The organism is Pseudomonas sp. UM16, from assembly GCF_050312595.1.
Taxonomy (GTDB): domain Bacteria; phylum Pseudomonadota; class Gammaproteobacteria; order Pseudomonadales; family Pseudomonadaceae; genus Aquipseudomonas.
The window spans coordinates 111278-130968 of the sequence record NZ_JBNPJT010000016.1; the positions used below are offsets into that span (position 1 = coordinate 111278).

Consider the following 19691-nt stretch of genomic DNA (forward strand, 5'->3'; position numbering starts at 1 on the left):
ACGCAGCAATGACCAAGACCCTGGCTGATATGCGCCGCGACTATACCCGTGATGGTTTGGCTGAAGCTCAGGCCCCGCGCGAGCCTTTCGCGTTGTTTCGGCAATGGTTCGATGATGCGGTGAAAACCGAACAGCCGCCGGTGGAAGCCAATGCCATGACCCTGGCAACGGTGGATGCAGAAGGCCGTCCGCATTGTCGGATCCTCTTGCTCAAGGGCCTTGATGACCAAGGCTTTACCTTCTTCACCAACTACGACAGCGCCAAAGGCCAGCAACTGCTGGCCAATCCATGTGCGGCCATGACCTTTTTCTGGCCGGCGCTGGAGCGTCAGGTGCGCATTGAAGGCAAGGTGGTCAAGGTCACGGCCGAGGAGTCTGACGAGTATTACCAGGTGCGGCCGTTGGGCAGCCGCCTGGGCGCTTGGGCGTCGCCTCAAAGCCAGGTGATCGCCGATCGCGCGGAACTCGAAGGTTTGGTCAAGGCTACCGAGCAACGCTTCAGTGACAGTCAGCCGCACTGCCCTGAACACTGGGGCGGTTACCGCTTGCTGCCAGAGCGTATCGAGTTCTGGCAAGGCCGTGCCAGCCGCCTGCATGATCGCCTCAATTATCGCCTGCAGCAGGGCGCCTGGCTGCGCGAGCGCCTGGCCCCTTAATCGCTTCGGTAAGCGGCGGCCTCGCGTTCCAGCCAGGTCGCCAACTCACTGCGTTTGACCTTTTGCGCCTTGGCGTTGTCCAGACATGCAAGCATGTAGGCTTTCTTGCCTTCATCGGCGCCAGCCAATGACAGCGCCAGGTCGCGGTCCATCCAGCGACGGATGCGCACGTACAACCACCAGTGAAAATACAGCCCTGCCACAGTCGTGATGACGACGATGAAGTAATCCATGTCTATCCTTGCGCTAAACGTTTTCAGACCGCATCGAAGACGCAGCCTGTATGAAAGCTGAATGGAAGCAATTTTACCCCGCCTCAGTCGTGACAGTGATCAATGGGCGGAGTCTAATGAACACCTGTCTTATGGAGAGTATCCTATGCGTAAATCTGCTCTGCTGGTTGCCAGCTTCACCACGATGTCGCTGCTGCTCGGTGGTTGTGCCTCGAGCCTGACCGGTGACTCCTACTCGCGTGACGAAGCCCGCCGTGTGCAAACCGTGCGCATGGGGACTATCGAGTCGTTGCGGCCGGTGAAAATCGAAGGCACCAAAACGCCTATCGGTGGCGGCGCTGGCGCCATCGTCGGTGGTGTCGCGGGCAGTGCCATTGGTGGTGGACGTGGCAGTATTGTCGCCGCAGTCATTGGTGCGGTGGCCGGTGGCCTGGCGGGCTCTGCTGCTGAAGAAGGCCTGACCCGCACTCAGGGTGTGGAAGTCACCGTGCGTGAAGACGACGGCAGCACCCGTGCGTATGTGCAGGCGGTTCAGGAGAACGAGATTTTCCGCGTCGGCGAGCGTGTTCGCATCATGACGGTTGATGGTACCAGCCGCGTTACGCACTGATACTTTGCAGGCGGTCAGAAAAGCCATAAAAAAACCGACTCGGCAGTGCCAGTCGGTTTTTTTGTATTACTCGCTAAGGATCAGGCAGTGGCTGTCTTGCGACTGGCCAGCGCGGTGACGCCGTAGCCGATCAGCGCTGCGAGGATCGAACCGGTGAGGATACCCATGCGATCCATGCCGGCGAATTCGCTGCTGCCCGGCACAAAGGCCAGTGAGCCGACGAACAGGCTCATGGTGAAGCCAATCCCGCAGAGAATCGCCACCCCCAGCACCTGCCCCCAGTTGGCACCACTGGGCAAGGCAGCCATGCCCAGTTTGACTGCGAGCCAGGTGAGACCGAAGACCCCGACGGTTTTGCCCAGCAGCAAGCCGACAGCAATACCCATGGGTACATAGTGGGTGAAGCTTTCAATGGTTACCCCAGCCAGCGATACCCCGGCGTTGGCGAAGGCGAACAGTGGCAGGATGCCGTAAGCTACCCAAGGGTGCAGGGCATGTTCCAGCGTCAACAGGGGAGAGGGCTCGGCATTGCGGGTGCGCATTGGGATGCACAGGGCCAAGGTCACCCCGGCCAGAGTGGCGTGAACACCGCTCTTGAGTACACAGACCCAGAGAATCAGACCGATCACCATGTAGGGGCCGAGCTTGACCACCCCAAGCCGGTTCATCGCAATCAGGGCCAGCAGGCAAGCGGCGGCGAGCATCAGCGACAGGCTCGACAGCTCACCCGAGTAGAACAGCGCAATGACAACGATTGCGCCCAGGTCATCGATGATCGCCAGGGTCATCAGGAACAGTTTCAGCGATACCGGCACGCGTTTGCCCAGCAACGCCAGCACGCCGAGGGCGAAGGCGATGTCGGTTGCCATCGGGATGGCCCAGCCGGCAACCGCGGCCGGGTTGTCTTTGTTCAGGAACCAGTAGATCAACGCCGGTACCACCATGCCGCCAATTGCAGCGGCACCCGGCAGGACGATTTGCGAAGGTTTGGACAAATGGCCGTCAATGATCTCGCGCTTGACCTCAAGGCCGATCAACAGAAAAAACAAGGCCATCAGGCCGTCGTTGATCCACAACAGCAAGGGTTTGGCGATTTTCAGTGCGCCAATCTGGGCGACTACCGGAACATCCAGCAAGCCGTTGTACAGATACGACAGCGGCGAGTTGTTGATGATCAGGGCGAGGGCGGCTGCAGCAATCAGCAATAGACCGCTGGCAGCTTCCAACTGAAAGAAACGTGTGAAAGTGCTACGCAGCAAGGGCGATCTCCATCCTGAGGGTTCTGAACAGGGGCACACCCTAACCTGTGAGGATATGCTTTCAAACAAAAACTATATTCTTTTTTGTTATAAGCTGTGACGATCCTGCGAATTGCAGACTAGCAGTTGCGTGGAAATATTTTGCCTGGCTGTATCTGTTGAAGTTGTACGGATTTTCCTAACATGATCCTTCGTATATCGATCTTTTTCCGGGAAAGAACACATGAGTGATCATCGCCTGTGGGCACGTGAAGCCATCCGCATCATCGAGGCGGATTTTCAACGCAGTGCCGATACCCATTTGATCCCGCTTTCGCTGCCTGGATTTCCTCGGGTCGAGTTGTATTTCAAGGATGAGTCCAGTCACCCCACCGGCAGTCTCAAGCATCGTTTGGCGCGTTCGCTGTTTCTGTATGCCCTGTGTAACGGTTGGCTGCGCCCCAATGCCCCGGTGATTGAAGCGTCCAGTGGTTCGACGGCGATTTCCGAAGCCTATTTCGCTCGTTTGCTCGGCCTGCCGTTCATTGCCGTGGTACCGGCCAGTACTTCCCAGGAAAAAATCGCGCAGATCGCCTTTCATGGTGGTCACAGTCATCTGGTCGAAGACCCGACGCAGCTCTATGCCGAATCCGAGCGCCTGGCGCGGGAAACCGGTGGCCACTTCATGGACCAGTTCACCTATGCCGAGCGCGCCACCGACTGGCGTGCCAACAACAATATTGCCGAATCGATTTTCAGCCAGATGCGCTTCGAGCGCCATCCGGAGCCGGCTTGGTTGATCTCAAGCCCCGGCACCGGCGGCACCACCGCAACCCTGGGGCGCTATGTACGTTATCGCCAGTACGCCACTCGAGTGCTGTGTGCTGATGCCGAGCGCTCGGTGTTTTTCGACAGCTACACCAGTGGCGATCGCTCGTTGCAGCTTGATTGTGGCTCGCGTATCGAAGGTATCGGTCGACCGCGGGTCGAGGCATCCTTTCTGCCACTCGTGATCGACGCCATGGTCAAGGTGTCTGATGCATTGTCGCTGGCGGCCATGCATTACCTGGCACGGCGCTTGGGCCGACGGGTAGGGGGGTCCAGTGGCACCAACCTGATCGGTGCCTTGGCGGCAGCTGAGCAAATGCAGGCAGCAGGGGAGTCAGGATCGATTGTGGCGATCCTATGTGATGGTGGTGATCGCTATGCGACCAGCTATTACGACCAGAGCTGGCTGGCGGCGCAGGGCTTTGAGTTGCAAGAGCTGATCGAGGCAGTGGCGGCTTGCGTAGAGCGGGGCGAGCCTTTGCCTGAGTCAGTATTGCGCGCAGGGCTTTGAAGCACTTGTGGAAGCGGATTCACCGGTCCGGCGTCCCGGTGAATCCGCCCCCACTGCTCGATCAGCTTTCCAAGCCCAGCATGCTACGTGCTACCGCTTCGGCAATGCGAATACCGTCGACACCTGCTGACAGAATTCCACCGGCATAACCCGCACCTTCACCCGCCGGGAACAGGCCCTTGAGGTTCAGGCTCTGCATGCTGGCATCACGGGTGATTCGCAGCGGCGACGAGGTGCGTGTTTCGATCCCGGTCAACACCGCATCATGTAGGTTATAGCCCTTGATCTGGCGATCGAAGGCCGGTAGGGCTTCGCGAATGGCTTCAATGGCAAAGTCCGGCAGGCTCGGCGCCAGGTCGCCTAGATTGATTCCAGGCTTGTACGACGGCTCGACACTGCCCAGGGCAGTGGATGGCCGGCCTGCGACAAAGTCGCCGACCAGTTGCGCCGGTGCATGATAGTTGCTGCCGCCGAGCACATAGGCATGAGCTTCAAGTTGTTCCTGAAGCTCAATGCCCGCCAGCGGGCCACCGGGATAATCCTGCTCCGGAGTGATGCCAACGACGATACCCGAGTTGGCGTTGCGCTCGTTGCGCGAATACTGGCTCATACCGTTGGTGACCACACGCCCAGGCTCGCTGGTGGCGGCGACCACGGTGCCACCTGGGCACATGCAGAAGCTGTAGACCGAACGACCGTTCTTGGCGTGATGCACCAGTTTGTAATCCGCTGCACCAAGTTTCGGGTGCCCGGCGTATTTGCCCAGGCGTGCCTGATCGATCAGCGATTGCGGGTGTTCGATACGAAAGCCAATGGAGAACGGCTTGGCTTCCATGAACACGCCGCGGGCATGCAGCATGCGGAAGGTGTCACGGGCACTATGGCCCAGCGCCAGGACTACATGCTTGGAGTGCAGCTGTTCGCCGCTGGCCAGCACCACGCCATTGAGTTGGTCGCCGTCGATCAGCAGGTCACTGACTTTCTCTTCGAAGCGCACTTCGCCGCCTAGCGCGTGGATCTCGTGGCGCATGTTTTCGACCATGCCGGTCAGGCGGAAAGTACCAATGTGCGGTTTGTTGACGTAGAGGATTTCCTCCGGCGCACCGGCTTTGACGAACTCGTGCAGAACCTTGCGGCCATGGTGCTGCGGATCTTTGATCTGGCTGTAGAGCTTGCCGTCGGAGAAGGTGCCCGCACCGCCTTCGCCGAACTGCACGTTCGACTCGGGGTTGAGCACGCTTTTGCGCCACAGGCCCCAGGTGTCCTTGGTGCGCTGACGGACTTCCTTGCCGCGCTCAAGGATGATCGGTTTGAAGCCCATCTGTGCCAGCAACAGGCCGGCGAAGATCCCGCACGGGCCGAAACCGACGACGATAGGGCGTTCCTGCAGGTCAGCAGGAGCCTGGCCAACCACCTTGTAGCTGACGTCCGGCGCGACATTGACGTTATGGTCGTCGGCGAACTTATGCAGCAATTGGGCTTCGTTGCTGACGTTCAGGTCGACGGTGTAGATGAACAGCATTTCGCTGTTCTTCTTGCGGGCATCATAGCTGCGCTTGAACAGGGTGAAGTCCAGCAACTGTTCGTCGCTGATCCCCAGGCGTTGCACGATGGCTTCGCGCAGGGCTTCATCAGGGTGATCGAGCGGCAGCTTCAGTTCGGTGATTCGTAACATGGCAGGGTCCAGTATCCCGGCCATGAACGGCCGGCGGCTTTACACAAACCGCCAAGTATAAGCTGTTCACCGCCTTTGCAGGCAGGATAAACGCAAGTGCCGATGATCAGTCGTTGCGTGAGCCACCGTAATAGCCGCAACCGCGCATGATCTGGCCGTTGACCCGCAGCTCGGCGCTCAGGTGGCTGACAGCGCCGCTCATGCTGTCGACACAGCGTTGCGGTGCGACCCAGAGCTCAACGCGCTGACCGTTGGCCTCGGTGCTGAGGCTGAAACGACCATCGGGCAATTGTTCTTCCAGAAACGGCACGGCCAATTCCGGCACCCCAGGGCGCGTCAGGACCATGCCCTTGCCGCTGGCTTTGAGGTCCCAATCGGGTTCGTTGCCGTGTGCGCGCACGGTCAAACGCTTGAAATTGGGATCGCTGCAGGCGCTGTTGGAGTGTTCCACGCGGTACAGGCGCTGAACATTCAGTTGCCCGTCGTTGCCGGCTTTCTGGCTGGCGCCGAGAGTGCCGATGACATCGGCGAACAGGGTGCCTGGTTCATCGGCGAGGGCGGCGGCCTCCTGCAGCACGCCGGTGTTACCAGCATCGAACACGGCAAAATGACGGTTTTCGGTACAGGGTTTGAACAGCAGCTGGCCGCCTTGGGCGCTCAGTTCGCCCTGCATGCGGGTCATGCCAGCAGTCGAAGCAGCCTGCGGTTTATCGGCCAGCATCTGGCAGCCACCGAACAATGGCAACAGGGCGACAAGCAACAGCGAAGGGGCGGCACGCATCGAGCAAACTCCAGGGTCTCTACCGAAAGGTGCCGCCACGTTACGCAGGCTGGACGCTGATCACAAGGCCTTAGCCGACATGATAGGTCTGGCCGGTCTGCAATCCTTCGACGCTCTTGGCATAGGCCAATGCCACCTCGGCACCGGGTACCGGTTTGAAACCGCGAAAGTACGGGGCGTAGGCCGGCATGGCTTCAACCAGAACGTTGGGGCTGATCGAGTTGACCCGCAAGCCCCGGGGCAGCTCGATGGCGGCGGCCTTGACGAAAGCATCGATGGCGCCGTTGACCAGGCTGGCCGAGGCGCCGGTGCGGATCGGGTCATGGCTGGTGATACCGGTGGTGAAGGTGAAGGAACCACCATCGTTGATGAACTCGCGACCAATCAACAGCAGGTTGACCTGACCCATGAGCTTATCGTTCAGACCCAGGGCAAAGTGCGCTTCGTTCATTTCGCCCAAGGCGGCGAAGGTGACGTTACCGGCGGCGCAGATCAGGGCGTCGAAACGGCCGGTCTGCTCGAACAGGCGGCGAATCGAGGCGCTGTCACTGATATCAACCTGGTAGTCACCGCTGCTGCGGCCGATACGCAGCACTTGGTGACGTTGCTCCAGCTCTTTGGCAACGGCCGAGCCGATGGTGCCGCTAGCGCCGATCAAGAGGATTTTCATTGAGCTGTTCCCTACGGGTGGTGGAAATTAGGCTCAAGTCTAGGGTGGATTTTTTCCCGGATAAGCGTGCTAATAGGCAACCTTTGGTTTTCATCTGGAAACAATCCATGAGCGACCTGGACGATCTGGCAGCCTTTGCCGTGTTGATGGACTTGGGCAGCTTCACCCAGGCCGCGCAGCAACTTGGCTGGAGCAAAGGGCAGTTGTCCAAGCGCATCACTGCCCTGGAAGCCAGCCATAGCGTGAAGTTGCTGCATCGCACCACGCGCCGCCTGAGCCTCACTGCCGCCGGAGCGATGTTGTTACCCCAGGCCCAGGCGTTGTTGCGGCAAATGGAAGGTGCCCGGCAAACCCTGGCAATGCTCAAGGATGAACTGGCCGGACCGGTGCGGATCAGCGTGCCGGTATCGCTGGGCGAAACCTTTTTCGATGGTTTGCTGCTGGAGTTCGCTGTCACTTATCCGGACTTGCAAGTGGAGCTGGAGTTGAACAATGGTTACCGCGACTTGCTCGGCGATGGTTTCGATCTGGCGATCCGCACCGAGGTGCAGGACGATGCGCGTTTGGTCGCACGCCCGGTGTTGGCCATGCAGGAGTTGACCTGTGCCAGCCCCGCTTACCTGGAACGCCATGGCGAACCGCACACGCCTGCGCAATTGAGCGGCCATCGCTGTCTGCTCAATAGCCATTACAGTGGGCGTGAGGAGTGGTTGTATCACCAACACCATGAATTACTGCGTGTACAGGTCGGCGGCAGTTTTGCCAGCAACCATTACAGTCTGCTGAAGAAAGCCGCATTACTCGGTGCCGGGATTGCCCGGTTACCGTCCTACATGGTCCACGCGGAACTGGCTGATGGTCGGCTGCAATGGCTGCTGCGTGACTATCAGACCCGCAGTGTGCCGTTGTTTCTGGTGCACCCTTATCAAGGCCGGATGCCCAAGCGGGTGCAGGTGCTTACCGATTACCTGCTGCACTGGTTCAAGCGCAGCGGCCAGGCGTTGCAGACCCTATAGTCGTGAGTAATGCAAAGGGGGCAAAGAAAAAAGGCCCGAAGGCCTTTTTTGATTTGCTGGCGCCGATCAGCCGCCCAGGTAAGCGTCGCGGACCTTGGGGTCGGTCAACAGCGCTTCACCAGTACCCTGCATCACCACCCGGCCGTTCTCCAGCACATAGGCGCGGTCGGCAACTTTCAGTGCCTGGTTAGCGTTTTGCTCGACCAGAAACACGGTCACACCATCACGGCGCAGCTGTTCGATGATATCGAAGATCTGCTGAATGATGATCGGTGCCAGCCCCAACGATGGCTCGTCGAGCAACAGTAGCTTGGGTTTGCTCATCAGCGCCCGGCCAATGGCGAGCATTTGCTGCTCACCACCGGACATGGTGCCGCCACGCTGGGCAAAACGCTCCTTGAGCCGCGGGAACAGTTGCAGGACCTTGTCCATCTGCTCCTGGTAGTCGCCCTTGTTGGTGAAGAAGCCGCCCATCGCCAGGTTCTCTTCGACGGTCAGCCGCGCGAACACCCGTCGGCCTTCCGGCACCACGGCAATGCTCTTGCGCATGATGTGCGAGGAGGGCTGGCCAACCAGTTCCTCACCCAGGTACTTGATGCTGCCACTGTGTGCTTGGGGCGAGCCACACAGGGTCATCAACAGCGTCGATTTGCCCGCGCCGTTGGCGCCAATCAAGGTGACGATTTCGCCCTGGCGGATCTCGACGTTGACGCTGTGTAGCGCCTGGATCTTGCCGTAGAACGTGGAAACGTTTTCGAACTGCAGCATTTACGCTTCCCCCAGGTAGGCTTTGATCACTTCAGGGTTGTCGCGGATCTGTTCCGGTGTGCCGTCGGCCAGGGGCGTGCCTTGGTTGATCACGACGATATGGTCGGAGATGCTCATGACCAGTTTCATGTCGTGTTCGATCAGCAGCACGGTGACGTTGTGCTCTTCACGCAGCACGCTGATCAGCGCCTTGAGGTCTTCGGTCTCTTTCGGGTTGAGGCCGGCTGCCGGTTCGTCGAGCATGATGATCCGGGGGCGGGTCATCATGCAGCGGGCGATTTCAAGGCGACGTTGCTGGCCGTAGGCAAGCGTGCCGGCGGGACGGTTAGCGAACTCGAACAGATTGACCTTCTCTAGCCAGTACCGCGCGTACTCTTTCGCTTCATGCTCGCTGCGACGAAAGCCCGGGGTTTTGAACAGACCGGCAAAGAAGTTGGTGTTCAGGTGCCGGTGCTGGGCGATCAGCAGGTTTTCCAGTGCGGTCATGTCCTTGAACAAACGCACGTTCTGGAACGTGCGCACCACGCCCTTGCGGGCGATCTCGTGGCCGGCTAGACCCTGGATCGGCTGGCCGTCGAGCAGGATGCTGCCGGCGCTGGGCTTGTAAAAGCCGGTCAGGCAGTTGAACACTGTGGTCTTGCCGGCACCATTGGGGCCGATCAACGCCACCACCTGTTTTTCCTTGACGGTCAGGGCCACGCCATTGACCGCTAACAAGCCGCCGAAGCGCATGCTCAGGCCGCTGACTTGCAGAATTTCGCGGCTCATCGACGCAGCTCCATATGGGGACGTTGCATAGGCAGCAGGCCTTGCGGACGCCAGATCATCATCAACACCATCAGCGCACCGAACATCAACATGCGGTATTCGCTGAACTCGCGCATCAACTCAGGCAGCAGGATCATCACGATGGCCGCGAGAATCACGCCCAACTGCGAACCCATACCGCCCAGCACGACAATGGCGAGGATGATCGCCGACTCGATGAAGGTGAACGACTCCGGCGTCACCAGGCCTTGGCGCGCGGCGAAGAAGCTACCGGCGAAACCGGCGAAGCAGGCACCGAGGGTGAACGCCGAAAGTTTGATCACGGTGGGGTTCAGACCCAACGCACGGCAGGCGATTTCGTCTTCACGCAGCGCTTCCCAGGCACGACCGATGGGCATGCGCAGCAAACGGTTGATCACGAACAGCGCCAACAAGGCCAGCAGCAGGGCAACCAGGTAGAGGAAGATCACCTTGTTGATCGAGTTGTACTGCAGCCCGAAGAACTCGTGGAAAGTCTGCATGCCCTCGGCGGCCTTGCGTTCAAAAGTCAGGCCGAAGAAGGTCGGCTTCTCGATGTTGCTGATGCCGTTCGGACCGCCAGTCAAGCCGGTGAGGTTACGCAGGAACAGGCGAATGATCTCGCCGAAGCCCAAGGTCACGATCGCCAGGTAGTCACCGCGCAAGCGCAATACCGGGAAGCCGAGCAGGAAACCGAAGGTCGCCGCCATCATCCCGGCGATCGGCAGACAGATCCAGAAGCTCCAGCCGAAGTAATGCGACAGCAGGGCATAGCTGTAGGCACCGACGGCATAGAAGCCGACATAGCCCAGGTCGAGCAGACCGGCCAGACCCACCACGATGTTCAGGCCCAGGCCCAGCAACACGTAGATCAGGATCAGGGTAGCGATGTCGACTGCGCCGCGGGAACCGAAGAACGGCCAGACCAGCGCCACCGCGATAAGTCCCATGATTACCCAACGTTGCGTTTTGGGCAGGGTCAGGAAATTGCTCATGGCAGGTGAGATCAACTTGCGGTCTGAGCGCCGGCTGGTGACCGCGCTCCATTGCTTGTCGAACAATACGCGCAAGAACATCAGCACCGAACACACGGCGATGACCGTGAGGGTGAAAGGCCCTTGGCTGTGGACGATCAGGTTGATGCCGTCGATGCTGAGTTTCAGGCCAAGCACCGGGAAGGCGACGGCCCAGACCAGCAAGGCGCTGAAGAACGCCTGTTTAAGATTTTTGTTCATACTTTTTCAACCTCCGGACGGCCGAGGATGCCGGTCGGACGGAACAACAGCACCAGAACCAAGAGACCGAATGCCACCACGTCCTTGTACTGGTCGCCGAAGATATCGGCGCCGAACGCTTCGGCCACACCCAGCACCAGGCCACCGAGCATGGCGCCCGGAATACTGCCAATGCCGCCCAGTACCGCTGCGGTGAAGGCCTTCAGACCCACCAGGAAGCCGGCGTTGGGGTTGATCACGCCGTACTGCATGCTCAGCAGTACCGCCGCCACGGCCGCCAGTGCGGCACCGATGACGAAGGTCAGGGCGATGATGTTGTTGGTGTTGATACCCAACAGGTTGGCCATCTTGATGTCTTCGGCACAGGCGCGGCAGGCGCGTCCCAGGCGAGAACGGGAGATGAACAGGGTCAAACCGGTCATGGCCACCAGGGTGACAACGAAAACCAGGATCTGCATGTAGGAGATCAGCACTTCCTCTGCGCCGCCTGGGCCGAAGGAGATACTCCCCGGGATCAGGTTGGGGATGGACTTGTCCTTAGAGTCCTGGGATAGCAATACGGTGTTCTGCAGGAAAATCGACATACCGATGGCAGAAATCAGCGGGATCAGCCGGTTGCTGTTACGCAAAGGGCGGTAGGCGACCCGTTCGATACTGTAACCATAGGCACTGGTGACAAAGATTGTCGCGACGAAGGCGACGGTCATCAATATCGGCAGTGAATCGATACCCATCATGGCCAGCCCGGCAAGGGCAATGAACGCCACGTAGGAACCGATCATGTAGACCTCGCCATGGGCGAAGTTGATCATTCCAATGATGCCGTAAACCATTGTGTAGCCAATGGCTATCAAGGCATAGGTGCTGCCAATGGTCAGACCATTAACCAGCTGTTGGAAGAAGTGATAGATCTCAGGCATTACAGCGCTCCTAAAAACCCGATACGCATTTCACTGGTGGGCTTGACCCGGCTCGCTCGGGTGGTCTTGAGCCACTTCGACGCAGGCACTGCCAGAGAACCGCTGGTGACGGTTTTAAGATTTTCAGGTGAACCTGCTCCCGGATCGCGGGAATCAGGCCCATGAACCTCGTAAAACAAAGCCCACTGCTCGCACAGTGGGCTTGTAGTCATATAGTCAGACGGGATTACTGAGGGGAAACTTCGGTTTTAGGTTTGCCGAAATGCCATTCGTAGACCACGAATTTGAAGTCTTTCAGATCACCGTTGGCGTCGTACGACAGGTCGCCAGTCGGAGTCTTGAAGGTGCCTTTGTGAATCTCTGCCGCCACTTTCTCGGCGTCGTCGCTGGTACCGGCGGCCTTGATGCCATCGGCGATCAGTTGGACAGCGGAGTAGGCAGGGAACACGAACGGGCCGCTTGGGTCCTTGCCATCGGCTTTGATGGCGTCGACGATGGCCTTGTTCGCAGGCTCGGCATCGAAGGACTTCGGCAGGGTCACCAGCAGGCCTTCGGAGGCGCCTTGGGCGATTTGCGAGATGGAGTCGTTACCGACGCCCTCAGGGCCCATGAATTTGGCGTTCAGGCCTTTCTCTTTGGCTTGACGCAGGATCAGGCCCAGCTCTGGGTGGTAGCCGCCGTAGTAGACGAAGTCGACATTGGCTTGCTTGAGCTTCTGGATGATCGAGGAGAAGTCCTTGTCACCAGCGTTCAGGCCTTCGAAGACGGCAACTTTGGTGCCTTTGTCTTCCAGGGTTTTCTTCACGGCGGTGGCGATGCCTTCACCGTATTGCTGCTTGTCGTGCAGCACGGCAACCACTTTCGGTTTGACGTGGTCGGCGATGTAGTTGCCGGCGGCCGGGCCCTGAGCGCTGTCCAGACCGATGGTACGGAAGATCAGCTTGTAGCCACGGGCGGTGATTTCCGGGCTGGTAGCAGCGGGGGTAATCATGATCACGCCTTCATCTTCGTAGATGTCAGACGCAGGTTGGGTGGAGCTGGAGCACAGGTGGCCGATCACGTACTTGACGCCATCGTTGACCACTTTGTTGGCGACTGCCACGGCCTGTTTCGGGTCGCAGGCGTCATCGTACTCTTTGGCTTCAAGCATCTTGCCGTCGACGCCGCCCTTGGCGTTGATGTCTTTGATGGCCTGTTTTGCACCGATGAACTGCATGTCACCGTATTGAGTAACCGGACCGGTTTTCGGGCCGGCAATGCCGATCTTGATGGTATCGGCTGCAAACGAATGGCTGGCAACCCCGGCCAGAACCATTGCGGCAAACAGCTTGGAAATCTGCTTAGTAGCCTTACTCATAGTGCTCCACTCATTCTGTTGTAATTTTTATAGTCCTGCGGCCAGAGCGTGAGGACCGGATTGCTCCGAATTGGCCCTGGCAACTGTACCGGTACAGTGTAGAGCGCTGCTTTGTCGCTTGAAAAGCAGGCTCGCTGGGACAAATTCGGCGCGTGTCGCTTAATTGACAGAAACGTACAGGAAAGCGGCTTGGTCTTGCTCTGTTGCGAGCGGCCATCCTTTGCTTTCAAGTCCTTTTCGATCAATTACTTATTTGAAACCAGGTTTTTCTGCAAAAATACCGACCTCTTACAGTAGTCGAATTATTTCTGGCAGGAACCCATGACTGATCAACCAAGCACCCTCTATGCCAAACTGCTCGGCGAGACCGCAGTAATCGAGTGGAAAGCCCTGGAGCGTTTTTGGGCAAAAGGTGACCTGATTTGGGTCGACCCGAGCCTGGACCTGATCGAAGTTGCACAGGCAATGGCCGAGAACCGTAGCGAAACCTTCGCCATATGGCGCAATGCTGGCACTGTAGGGCCGGTGTCTGCCGAGCAGGCACTAGACCTTCAGAACCGCGATCCAGAGATCTGGGCCGTGGTGGTTTCGCCATTTATTGTGATTCAAGAAAAGAAAAAAGCCTGAGCGCGCTCCAGATTGGTGCGCGAAAACAAGCAATGAGGAGATTTTGGTGCGCGGGACTGTTCAGCGAGGGTGACTGTTGGTAACAGTTGAGTGTGCTTAACGTTAACGGTAACAACCCTGTGGGGGGATGAATCCACTCCCACAGGGCTGAATCAGACCTCCGATCAGTAGTCCACTTTCCCAGTATGGCTGTTGAGCGAGATGACCCGCGTCTTGCCGATCCGGTGGCGGAAGATTTCGCGCAGGTATTTCACTGCTTTCTTCACGCATTCGCGCGACAGACGAATGTCATTGATCGAGACGAACTTGCTCTTGTCGTTGATCAGCTCACGGTATTTTTTCTCGTACATCGGCTTGATCGCGTACCAGTTGGTATCGAGGATCTTCGCCGGGTTCTCGAACTCGTTGAGCAGGTCATCGATGCGGTCTTCGTCAAATTCATCGTGGGTGATGAACTCAAGGATGGCGTTATCCAGGGTATCGTCGAAGCGGTAGGGGTTACGCGCAAAGCAACGCTTGATGAAGGCCACGATCAAGGTCAGGAAGTCGTCTGACAGGCACGGGCTCTTGGCGATCAGCGTGGTCAGCGACAAGTTCGCTGACGCACCGATCACCAGGGCATAACGCTTGAGCGTGGTGTTGGGGAACAGGCTGTTGAGGTGCGTCTTGAGCCGGTTCAGGTCCATGTACGAGAGCTTGTAGTCCTTGGGTAGCGAGACGATCGACACTACCGACGAGCAATTCTTGAAGAAGTGCAGGTCGTGCAGGGCTGCGGCGTCATAGCCGGAGGCCTTGTATTGCTCAAGGGCCGCGCGATAGCGCTTGGACTCGATCGGCAGCAGGCTGATGCCTTCGATTGCCTGGGTTACTTTGTTGAAGTGCGGCAGGTCGATAGAGCGGAAGAACAGGTCGTCGATGTTCAGACGCGGCTGGTCCTTCTCGAACACTTTGAATTTTTCTGAGTTCGGCGACGGCTGTTCCGGTACTACCGATTCGGCGTAGGCAATGGCCACAGGGCCGGCCAGGCTCATGAACAGGTCGTTGGCATCCAGACGAATGGTTTCGCCGATATCGATGCCGGCGCGGCGGAAGTAGTTCTGGTCGTAGTCGGTGGTCACCGCCTGGGCAGTGAGGATGTTGAAGATCTGTTGGGAGATGTACTGGTTGGCGTGCTTCTCCATGGCATTGACATCAATGTTCTGGATATTGCCGTCATCGTTCTCTTCGGCGTAGCGCATGATGTCGTTGGAAATCAGCATCATCGCGTTCCACGGGCGAATGCGGCCCATGACGCTGGCTTCGCTGCTGTCTTCGTTGTCGAAGTTATAGGAGAAGTCCCATTCTTCCGACAGGTACTTACACAGCAGGCGTCCAGCGTTGATGTGCAGGGCCTCTGACATTTCACTGCGATGATCGGAAATGTTCGGCAGCACGCAGATACCGCTGGTGAAGATCGGTTCGAAGACGAACGAGTGCCCGCTCTTGCCGTCGTTCTCGTCGGCAGGCTTGGTGTCGAAGGTCTTGTTCATGTAGGAGTACTGCTGGGCCAGGCCGAACTCCGAGGCCATGCCCGAACCGGTACCGCCACCGGCGCTGAAAATGTAGAAGTACAAGCGCGACTGGTTGGCCTTGATGCCGCAGGAGTCGATCAGGTAGGAGTGAATCAGCTTCCAGTCGGCACTGGAAAAACGATGGGTTTCCTTGTTGAGAATGATCTTTGCCAGGTATTGGCCGAGGATCGGCGCGTTGCCTGCGCCCCCGGCATGGACTTCCGAGAGGTCCATGATCTTCATTTTGCTGTAGTCGCGGATGAAGCCGCTTTTTTCACCCTTGCGCGAGAAGCGGATGCGCCCGGCAATGTCTTTGTCCAGGTCACCCAGCATCACCAGCGGTTCGACCAAAAACACAGGCTTGCTGCCCTTGTTCTGAACTAGGCGCAGGTTGTTGCGAATCCAGCGTGCCGGGCTGTAATTGGGCTCGCTGCCAGCGCGGTCGTCATTGTTGAATTCGTTGAGGTAAAAGGTGCGGGCGTTGTATACAAGTTCCGCGACATCCAGCGCGATGTTCGAGCCACAACGACCCAGGCCAATCAGGCAGACCGAGGGAAACTGCTGGTCCAGGCGCAGTTGGCTTTCGTCCTCAACATGAATGCTGGGTGGAAACACCAGATCACGCAGGCCGTCGAGGTTATCGAGGATGCGCTGGATATCGGGCTCGGTGAAATAAAGGTACTGCTGCGGATTGAGCGCTCGCGGGCTGTAGAATTCTTTGGAGCCTGAAGCGCTGAACGCGGGAGTGGATGACGTCAGCTCGGAAACCGCGTTGGCAGAAGTAGTCTTGGAGGTCATTTTGCGCCATTTGCCTGGGGGTGGGTGGCTGTTCTAGTAGATATCATAGAGCCATCACTGGATAAGTTTCGCGACTGTATCAGTGCGCATTTGCCGTGAGCGATAGGGGCTTACCCTAGTGCTGTAGGAGTTTTCCTTGTCACGCCTGCAAACTGAATCGTCCAATCATTGAACTTCTTTAATCTGCATGGAGCTGTACATGAGTACTGCACGTCCTTCACTGGGGTTTGCCGGAATCGGTCTGATGGGGTTGCCGATGTGTCGGCGCTTGTTGGCGGCGGGTTATCCGCTGACGGTCTGGAACCGTTCGCCGGACAAATGCGCAGCGCTGGTGGAGGCAGGCGCCCGGCTGGTGTCGACGCCGGCCGAGCTGTGTCAGGCGGCTGATCAGGTGTTCTTGTGCCTGGCCGACACGGCTGTGGTGCGTGAGGTGGTGTTTGGCCCCGAAGGCGTTGCCAAGGGGGCTAAGGCCGGGCAATTGCTGGTGGACTTTTCCAGCTTGGAGCCGACCGCGACCCGTGAAATGGCCGCCGAGCTTGCCGCCCTCAGTGGCATGGGCTGGCTCGATGCGCCGGTGTCAGGCGGCACGCCGGGCGCTGAAGCGGGTAGCCTGGCGATCATGGTTGGTGGCAATGCGGCGGACCTGGAACGGGTGCGCCCGGTGCTGCTGACCCTCGGCCAACGGGTCACCCACATGGGACCGGTGGGGGCGGGGCAGGTGACCAAGGCCTGCAACCAGATGATCGTGGCCTGCAATGCACTGGTGATTGCCGAGGTGGTGGCGCTCGCCGAACAATCCGGTGTCGATGCCAGCCTGATCGCCGAAGCCCTGGCCGGTGGCTTTGCCGACTCCAAGCCGTTGCAGATACTCGCACCACAAATGGCCGACAGCCGCTTCGAACCGGTCAAGTGGCACGTGCGGACCTTGCTCAAAGATCTGGATACGGCGGTGAAGTTTTCGCGTGAGCAGGGTTCGGCAACGCCGATCAGCGGCCTGGCCGCACAGCTGATGCGCTTGCACGCAAGTCAGGGCTATCTGCAAAAAGATCCCGCGACATTGATTGATCTGTACCGCTGTAAGGATTGAAGCTGGCCAGCGATGGCCCATGGCGTTGGTCGAGCTGAGCGAGGATCGCGCGCAGTTCGCTCAGGGGCACCGGGCGACTGAGCAGGTAGCCCTGAGCGAAGTCGCAGCCTTGCTGGGCGAGAAACTGATACTGCTCCATGGTTTCCACACCTTCAGTGATCACCTGCAGGTGCAGGGTGTGGGCCATGATGATGATTGCCTGAACTATCTCCATATCCTGATGGCAGCGCGGCACATCCTGAATGAACGAACGGTCGATCTTCAGGGTGTCCAGCGGCAGGCGTTTGAGGTAGGCCAGTGACGAGTAGCCAGTGCCAAAATCATCGATCGACAGCGAAACACCCAGGGCGCGAATGTCTTTGAGCAAGGCGATCGTACTGTGAATGTTGCCCATCAGGGCGTTTTCGGTGATTTCCAGTTCCAGCTGGCGGGCGGCAAGCCCGGCGTGTTGCAGGGCACGCTCAACTTCCCTGGCCAGCTGTTCGCAGCCCAATGTCAGGGCCGAACAATTGACCGTGACCTTCAGATCGCTGTAACCATGGCGGTTCAGTTGTGCCAAGTCTTCACAGGCATGGCGTAGCACCCACAGGTCAAGATCGGTGATCAGCCCATTGGCTTCGGCGATGCCGATAAAGCGGCCTGGGTTCAGCAAACCGTGTTGTGGGTGCTGCCAGCGTACCAGGGCTTCAAGCTTGGCTACCTGACCGGTGTGCAGGTCGAAAATCGGTTGGTAGTGAATGCGCAGTCCCCGTTCTTCAAGCAGGGCGATACGCAACTCTTCCTCCAGTTGCAGTTCCAGCGTGGCGCGGGTTTTGAGGGCGCTGTTGAAGAAAGTCAGGCTGTTGCGTCCGCAACCTTTGGACTGATACAGCGCCAGGTCGGCGTTCTTGAGCAGCTCATCACAGCTACGACCGTCGTCGGGAAAGATACTGATACCAATGCTGGTGGTCATGACCATGCGCCGCCCGGCCAGGTCAATGGGTTCCTTCATCTTGTGCATGATGCGTTGCGCGAGGTGCCGGGCTTCTTCACGGCTGTTCAGGGCGATGAGGATGCAGAATTCATCGCCACCGAACCGCGCCACGACATCCTGGCTGCGGGTCGCTGCTTTGATGTAACTGGCAATCACCTTGAGCAGTTCATCGCCAGCATCATGGCCCAGGCTGTCATTGATACGTTTGAAGTGATCAATATCGAGGAACATCACCGCCAGCATGCCCTCGTTGACACTCTGCTCGGCGAGGCGCTCGGCAAATACCTGATTGAAGCCGCGACGGTTGATCAGGTTGGTCAATGCGTCGTAATGAGCTGCTTGCTGCAGCGATACCCGCGCCTGGTCGAGTTGGCTGAGCAGGACGTTGACCCGACGCAGGTCGTGCTCCTTGCTCTGCAGCTTCTGGTCGGACAGCGCTGCGCTGATGCTGCTGGCGCTGACCAGCAGGGTGATGAAGGCGATGGTCAGGCTCAACTGCAGGTTGTTGTCAGCACTCGGCAGGGTCACTGTGGCGTCGGCGGGGATGATCAGGGTCATGCCCCACATGCCGGTGAAGTGGGTAGCGAAGATCCCCCCGGCCAACAACAGACTGGCACCGTACTTGAGCAGTTGATGAAGCATGCCGCTGCCATAGCGAAAGTAGCGAGCCAGCACCAGCGCCAGCAGGCTGGTGGCGATGGCGACCGCAATAGACGCGGCGAACATGTCCGGGCGATAGATTTGTTGGGCATTGGAACGCATGGCGGCCATGCCGATGTAATGCATGGCGGTGATGCCCAGACCGATGCACACAGCAGCCTGAAGAAAATGCCGGGCGCGCAGGTCACGCAGGCCCAGGGTATTCATCGCCAACCAGCCGGCGAACAGCATGACCACCAATGACAAGCCGGTCAGGGCGAAGTCGTAGTGCACTTCAATGGGCGCCTGGAACGCCAGCATGCTGATGAAATGTAGCGTCCAGACCCCACCAGCCAGGCAGCAGGCTCCGAGCAGCCGCCATTGTCGTTGGGCCGCAGGGTGCTCTACAGGGTTAAGGCGTTCGGCCATGCTCAGGGTGGCGAAACTGCCTGCACCTGCAACCAGAAAGGCCAGTACCACCAGGTAAGGATTGTAATGGCATTCAAGGATGATCTGTCCGGTTGCCGGCAGTTCGGCGAGCATCGGTAGCCCCAGCCACTCCATAGCTTGCCTCTTTGTCGAGTTTTCACTCGTCCCCCAAAAGCCCGTCTGGAGACCGTTCTGGAGGAGTATAGAAAGCGCGCATTAACCCATCCTGATTAATGGCATTTTGATTCTACGATTTGGGCATTGGGGTAATAGCGAGACGTTCTAACGCGGTGACGCGGCGCCG

Annotated in this window: 18 protein-coding genes; 6 read left to right on the top strand and 12 right to left on the bottom strand. The window is 58.6% G+C overall.

The features are described 5' to 3' along the window. Positions 1-8: 8 nt before the first annotated feature. Entirely contained in the window at positions 9-656 is a 648-nt protein-coding gene (gene pdxH / locus ACQRAX_RS19505) for a pyridoxamine 5'-phosphate oxidase (protein ID WP_412041091.1), read from the top strand. On the opposite strand, the gene ACQRAX_RS19510 is transcribed toward pdxH, so the two are convergent. Then, entirely contained in the window at positions 653-889 is a 237-nt protein-coding gene (locus ACQRAX_RS19510; RefSeq protein ID WP_412041090.1) for a hypothetical protein, read from the bottom strand. The genes pdxH and ACQRAX_RS19510 overlap by 4 nt on opposite strands. A gap of 145 nt (positions 890-1034) precedes the next feature. Between ACQRAX_RS19510 and ACQRAX_RS19515 the strand changes: the two genes are divergently transcribed. Continuing rightward, positions 1035-1499, top strand: a complete 465-nt coding sequence (locus ACQRAX_RS19515; protein WP_412041089.1) for a glycine zipper 2TM domain-containing protein — start codon at positions 1035-1037, stop codon at positions 1497-1499. Between the two features lie 80 nt (positions 1500-1579). On the opposite strand, the gene nhaA is transcribed toward ACQRAX_RS19515, so the two are convergent. Further along, positions 1580-2758 carry a Na+/H+ antiporter NhaA gene (gene nhaA / locus ACQRAX_RS19520; protein WP_412041088.1) on the bottom strand — a complete coding sequence of 393 codons (1179 nt, stop codon included), beginning with the start codon at positions 2756-2758 and terminating at the stop codon, positions 1580-1582. A gap of 223 nt (positions 2759-2981) precedes the next feature. On the opposite strand from nhaA, the gene ACQRAX_RS19525 reads away from it, so the two are divergent. Further along, positions 2982-4076, top strand: a complete 1095-nt coding sequence (locus ACQRAX_RS19525; RefSeq protein ID WP_412041087.1) for a PLP-dependent cysteine synthase family protein — start codon at positions 2982-2984, stop codon at positions 4074-4076. Positions 4077-4137: 61 nt separating this feature from the next. Here ACQRAX_RS19525 and ACQRAX_RS19530 read toward each other — a convergent pair whose 3' ends face one another. The 3 genes from ACQRAX_RS19530 to ACQRAX_RS19540 form a co-directional block, all read right to left on the bottom strand. Further along, a complete protein-coding gene (locus ACQRAX_RS19530) occupies positions 4138-5751 on the bottom strand; it encodes an NAD(P)/FAD-dependent oxidoreductase (protein ID WP_412041086.1) in 1614 nt (537 codons plus the stop codon). A gap of 106 nt (positions 5752-5857) precedes the next feature. Next, positions 5858-6532 (bottom strand): COG3650 family protein, encoded by a 675-nt coding sequence (locus ACQRAX_RS19535; protein ID WP_412041085.1) that lies wholly within the window; start codon positions 6530-6532, stop codon positions 5858-5860. 70 nt (positions 6533-6602) lie between these two features. After that, positions 6603-7202 (bottom strand): short chain dehydrogenase, encoded by a 600-nt coding sequence (locus tag ACQRAX_RS19540; RefSeq protein WP_412041084.1) that lies wholly within the window; start codon positions 7200-7202, stop codon positions 6603-6605. 107 nt (positions 7203-7309) lie between these two features. Here ACQRAX_RS19540 and ACQRAX_RS19545 point away from each other — a divergent pair, with 107 nt between their 5' ends. Beyond that, positions 7310-8218: a LysR family transcriptional regulator gene (locus ACQRAX_RS19545; RefSeq protein ID WP_412041083.1), complete on the top strand. Its 909-nt coding sequence runs from the start codon at positions 7310-7312 to the stop codon at positions 8216-8218. 66 nt (positions 8219-8284) lie between these two features. On the opposite strand, the gene ACQRAX_RS19550 is transcribed toward ACQRAX_RS19545, so the two are convergent. From ACQRAX_RS19550 to ACQRAX_RS19570, 5 genes are all read right to left on the bottom strand, one after another. Further along, a complete protein-coding gene (locus tag ACQRAX_RS19550) occupies positions 8285-8986 on the bottom strand; it encodes an ABC transporter ATP-binding protein (protein ID WP_412041082.1) in 702 nt (233 codons plus the stop codon). Continuing rightward, positions 8987-9754 carry a high-affinity branched-chain amino acid ABC transporter ATP-binding protein LivG gene (gene livG, locus ACQRAX_RS19555; protein WP_412041081.1) on the bottom strand — a complete coding sequence of 256 codons (768 nt, stop codon included), beginning with the start codon at positions 9752-9754 and terminating at the stop codon, positions 8987-8989. Then, entirely contained in the window at positions 9751-11007 is a 1257-nt protein-coding gene (locus ACQRAX_RS19560; protein ID WP_412041080.1) for a high-affinity branched-chain amino acid ABC transporter permease LivM, read from the bottom strand. Before ACQRAX_RS19560 ends, livG begins: the two co-directional genes overlap by 4 nt. After that, on the bottom strand, positions 11004-11927 hold the full coding sequence (gene livH, locus ACQRAX_RS19565) for a high-affinity branched-chain amino acid ABC transporter permease LivH (protein ID WP_028943524.1): 924 nt from the start codon (positions 11925-11927) through the stop codon (positions 11004-11006). The genes ACQRAX_RS19560 and livH overlap by 4 nt, the downstream gene beginning before the upstream one ends. A gap of 226 nt (positions 11928-12153) precedes the next feature. Then, complete coding sequence (locus ACQRAX_RS19570; protein ID WP_412041079.1) at positions 12154-13284, bottom strand: branched-chain amino acid ABC transporter substrate-binding protein; 1131 nt, start codon at positions 13282-13284, stop codon at positions 12154-12156. Positions 13285-13605: 321 nt separating this feature from the next. Between ACQRAX_RS19570 and ACQRAX_RS19575 the strand changes: the two genes are divergently transcribed. Further along, entirely contained in the window at positions 13606-13911 is a 306-nt protein-coding gene (locus tag ACQRAX_RS19575; RefSeq protein ID WP_412041078.1) for a DUF2288 domain-containing protein, read from the top strand. Positions 13912-14075: 164 nt separating this feature from the next. Here the strand turns inward: ACQRAX_RS19575 and ACQRAX_RS19580 are convergent, their stop codons facing one another. Next, complete coding sequence (locus ACQRAX_RS19580) at positions 14076-16259, bottom strand: hypothetical protein (protein ID WP_412041077.1); 2184 nt, start codon at positions 16257-16259, stop codon at positions 14076-14078. 199 nt (positions 16260-16458) lie between these two features. On the opposite strand from ACQRAX_RS19580, the gene ACQRAX_RS19585 reads away from it, so the two are divergent. Then, positions 16459-17346 carry an NAD(P)-dependent oxidoreductase gene (locus tag ACQRAX_RS19585; protein ID WP_412041076.1) on the top strand — a complete coding sequence of 296 codons (888 nt, stop codon included), beginning with the start codon at positions 16459-16461 and terminating at the stop codon, positions 17344-17346. Here the strand turns inward: ACQRAX_RS19585 and ACQRAX_RS19590 are convergent. Then, on the bottom strand, positions 17246-19522 hold the full coding sequence (locus tag ACQRAX_RS19590) for a putative bifunctional diguanylate cyclase/phosphodiesterase (RefSeq protein WP_412041075.1): 2277 nt from the start codon (positions 19520-19522) through the stop codon (positions 17246-17248). The genes ACQRAX_RS19585 and ACQRAX_RS19590 overlap by 101 nt on opposite strands. Between the last annotated feature and the right edge of the window lie 169 nt (positions 19523-19691).

Bases quoted from the DNA above. Each gene is read 5' to 3' on its own strand.
- pdxH (WP_412041091.1), top strand. From the start codon at position 9: ATGACCAAGACCCTGGCTGATATGCGCCGCGACTATACCCGTGATGGT.
- ACQRAX_RS19510 (WP_412041090.1), bottom strand. From the start codon at position 889: ATGGATTACTTCATCGTCGTCATCACGACTGTGGCAGGGCTGTATTTT.
- ACQRAX_RS19515 (WP_412041089.1), top strand. From the start codon at position 1,035: ATGCGTAAATCTGCTCTGCTGGTTGCCAGCTTCACCACGATGTCGCTG.
- ACQRAX_RS19525 (WP_412041087.1), top strand. From the start codon at position 2,982: ATGAGTGATCATCGCCTGTGGGCACGTGAAGCCATCCGCATCATCGAG.
- ACQRAX_RS19530 (WP_412041086.1), bottom strand. From the start codon at position 5,751: ATGTTACGAATCACCGAACTGAAGCTGCCGCTCGATCACCCTGATGAA.
- ACQRAX_RS19535 (WP_412041085.1), bottom strand. From the start codon at position 6,532: ATGCGTGCCGCCCCTTCGCTGTTGCTTGTCGCCCTGTTGCCATTGTTC.
- ACQRAX_RS19540 (WP_412041084.1), bottom strand. From the start codon at position 7,202: ATGAAAATCCTCTTGATCGGCGCTAGCGGCACCATCGGCTCGGCCGTT.
- ACQRAX_RS19545 (WP_412041083.1), top strand. From the start codon at position 7,310: ATGAGCGACCTGGACGATCTGGCAGCCTTTGCCGTGTTGATGGACTTG.
- ACQRAX_RS19550 (WP_412041082.1), bottom strand. From the start codon at position 8,986: ATGCTGCAGTTCGAAAACGTTTCCACGTTCTACGGCAAGATCCAGGCG.
- livG (WP_412041081.1), bottom strand. From the start codon at position 9,754: ATGAGCCGCGAAATTCTGCAAGTCAGCGGCCTGAGCATGCGCTTCGGC.
- ACQRAX_RS19560 (WP_412041080.1), bottom strand. From the start codon at position 11,007: ATGAACAAAAATCTTAAACAGGCGTTCTTCAGCGCCTTGCTGGTCTGG.
- livH (WP_028943524.1), bottom strand. From the start codon at position 11,927: ATGCCTGAGATCTATCACTTCTTCCAACAGCTGGTTAATGGTCTGACC.
- ACQRAX_RS19570 (WP_412041079.1), bottom strand. From the start codon at position 13,284: ATGAGTAAGGCTACTAAGCAGATTTCCAAGCTGTTTGCCGCAATGGTT.
- ACQRAX_RS19575 (WP_412041078.1), top strand. From the start codon at position 13,606: ATGACTGATCAACCAAGCACCCTCTATGCCAAACTGCTCGGCGAGACC.
- ACQRAX_RS19580 (WP_412041077.1), bottom strand. From the start codon at position 16,259: ATGACCTCCAAGACTACTTCTGCCAACGCGGTTTCCGAGCTGACGTCA.
- ACQRAX_RS19585 (WP_412041076.1), top strand. From the start codon at position 16,459: ATGAGTACTGCACGTCCTTCACTGGGGTTTGCCGGAATCGGTCTGATG.
- ACQRAX_RS19590 (WP_412041075.1), bottom strand. From the start codon at position 19,522: ATGGAGTGGCTGGGGCTACCGATGCTCGCCGAACTGCCGGCAACCGGA.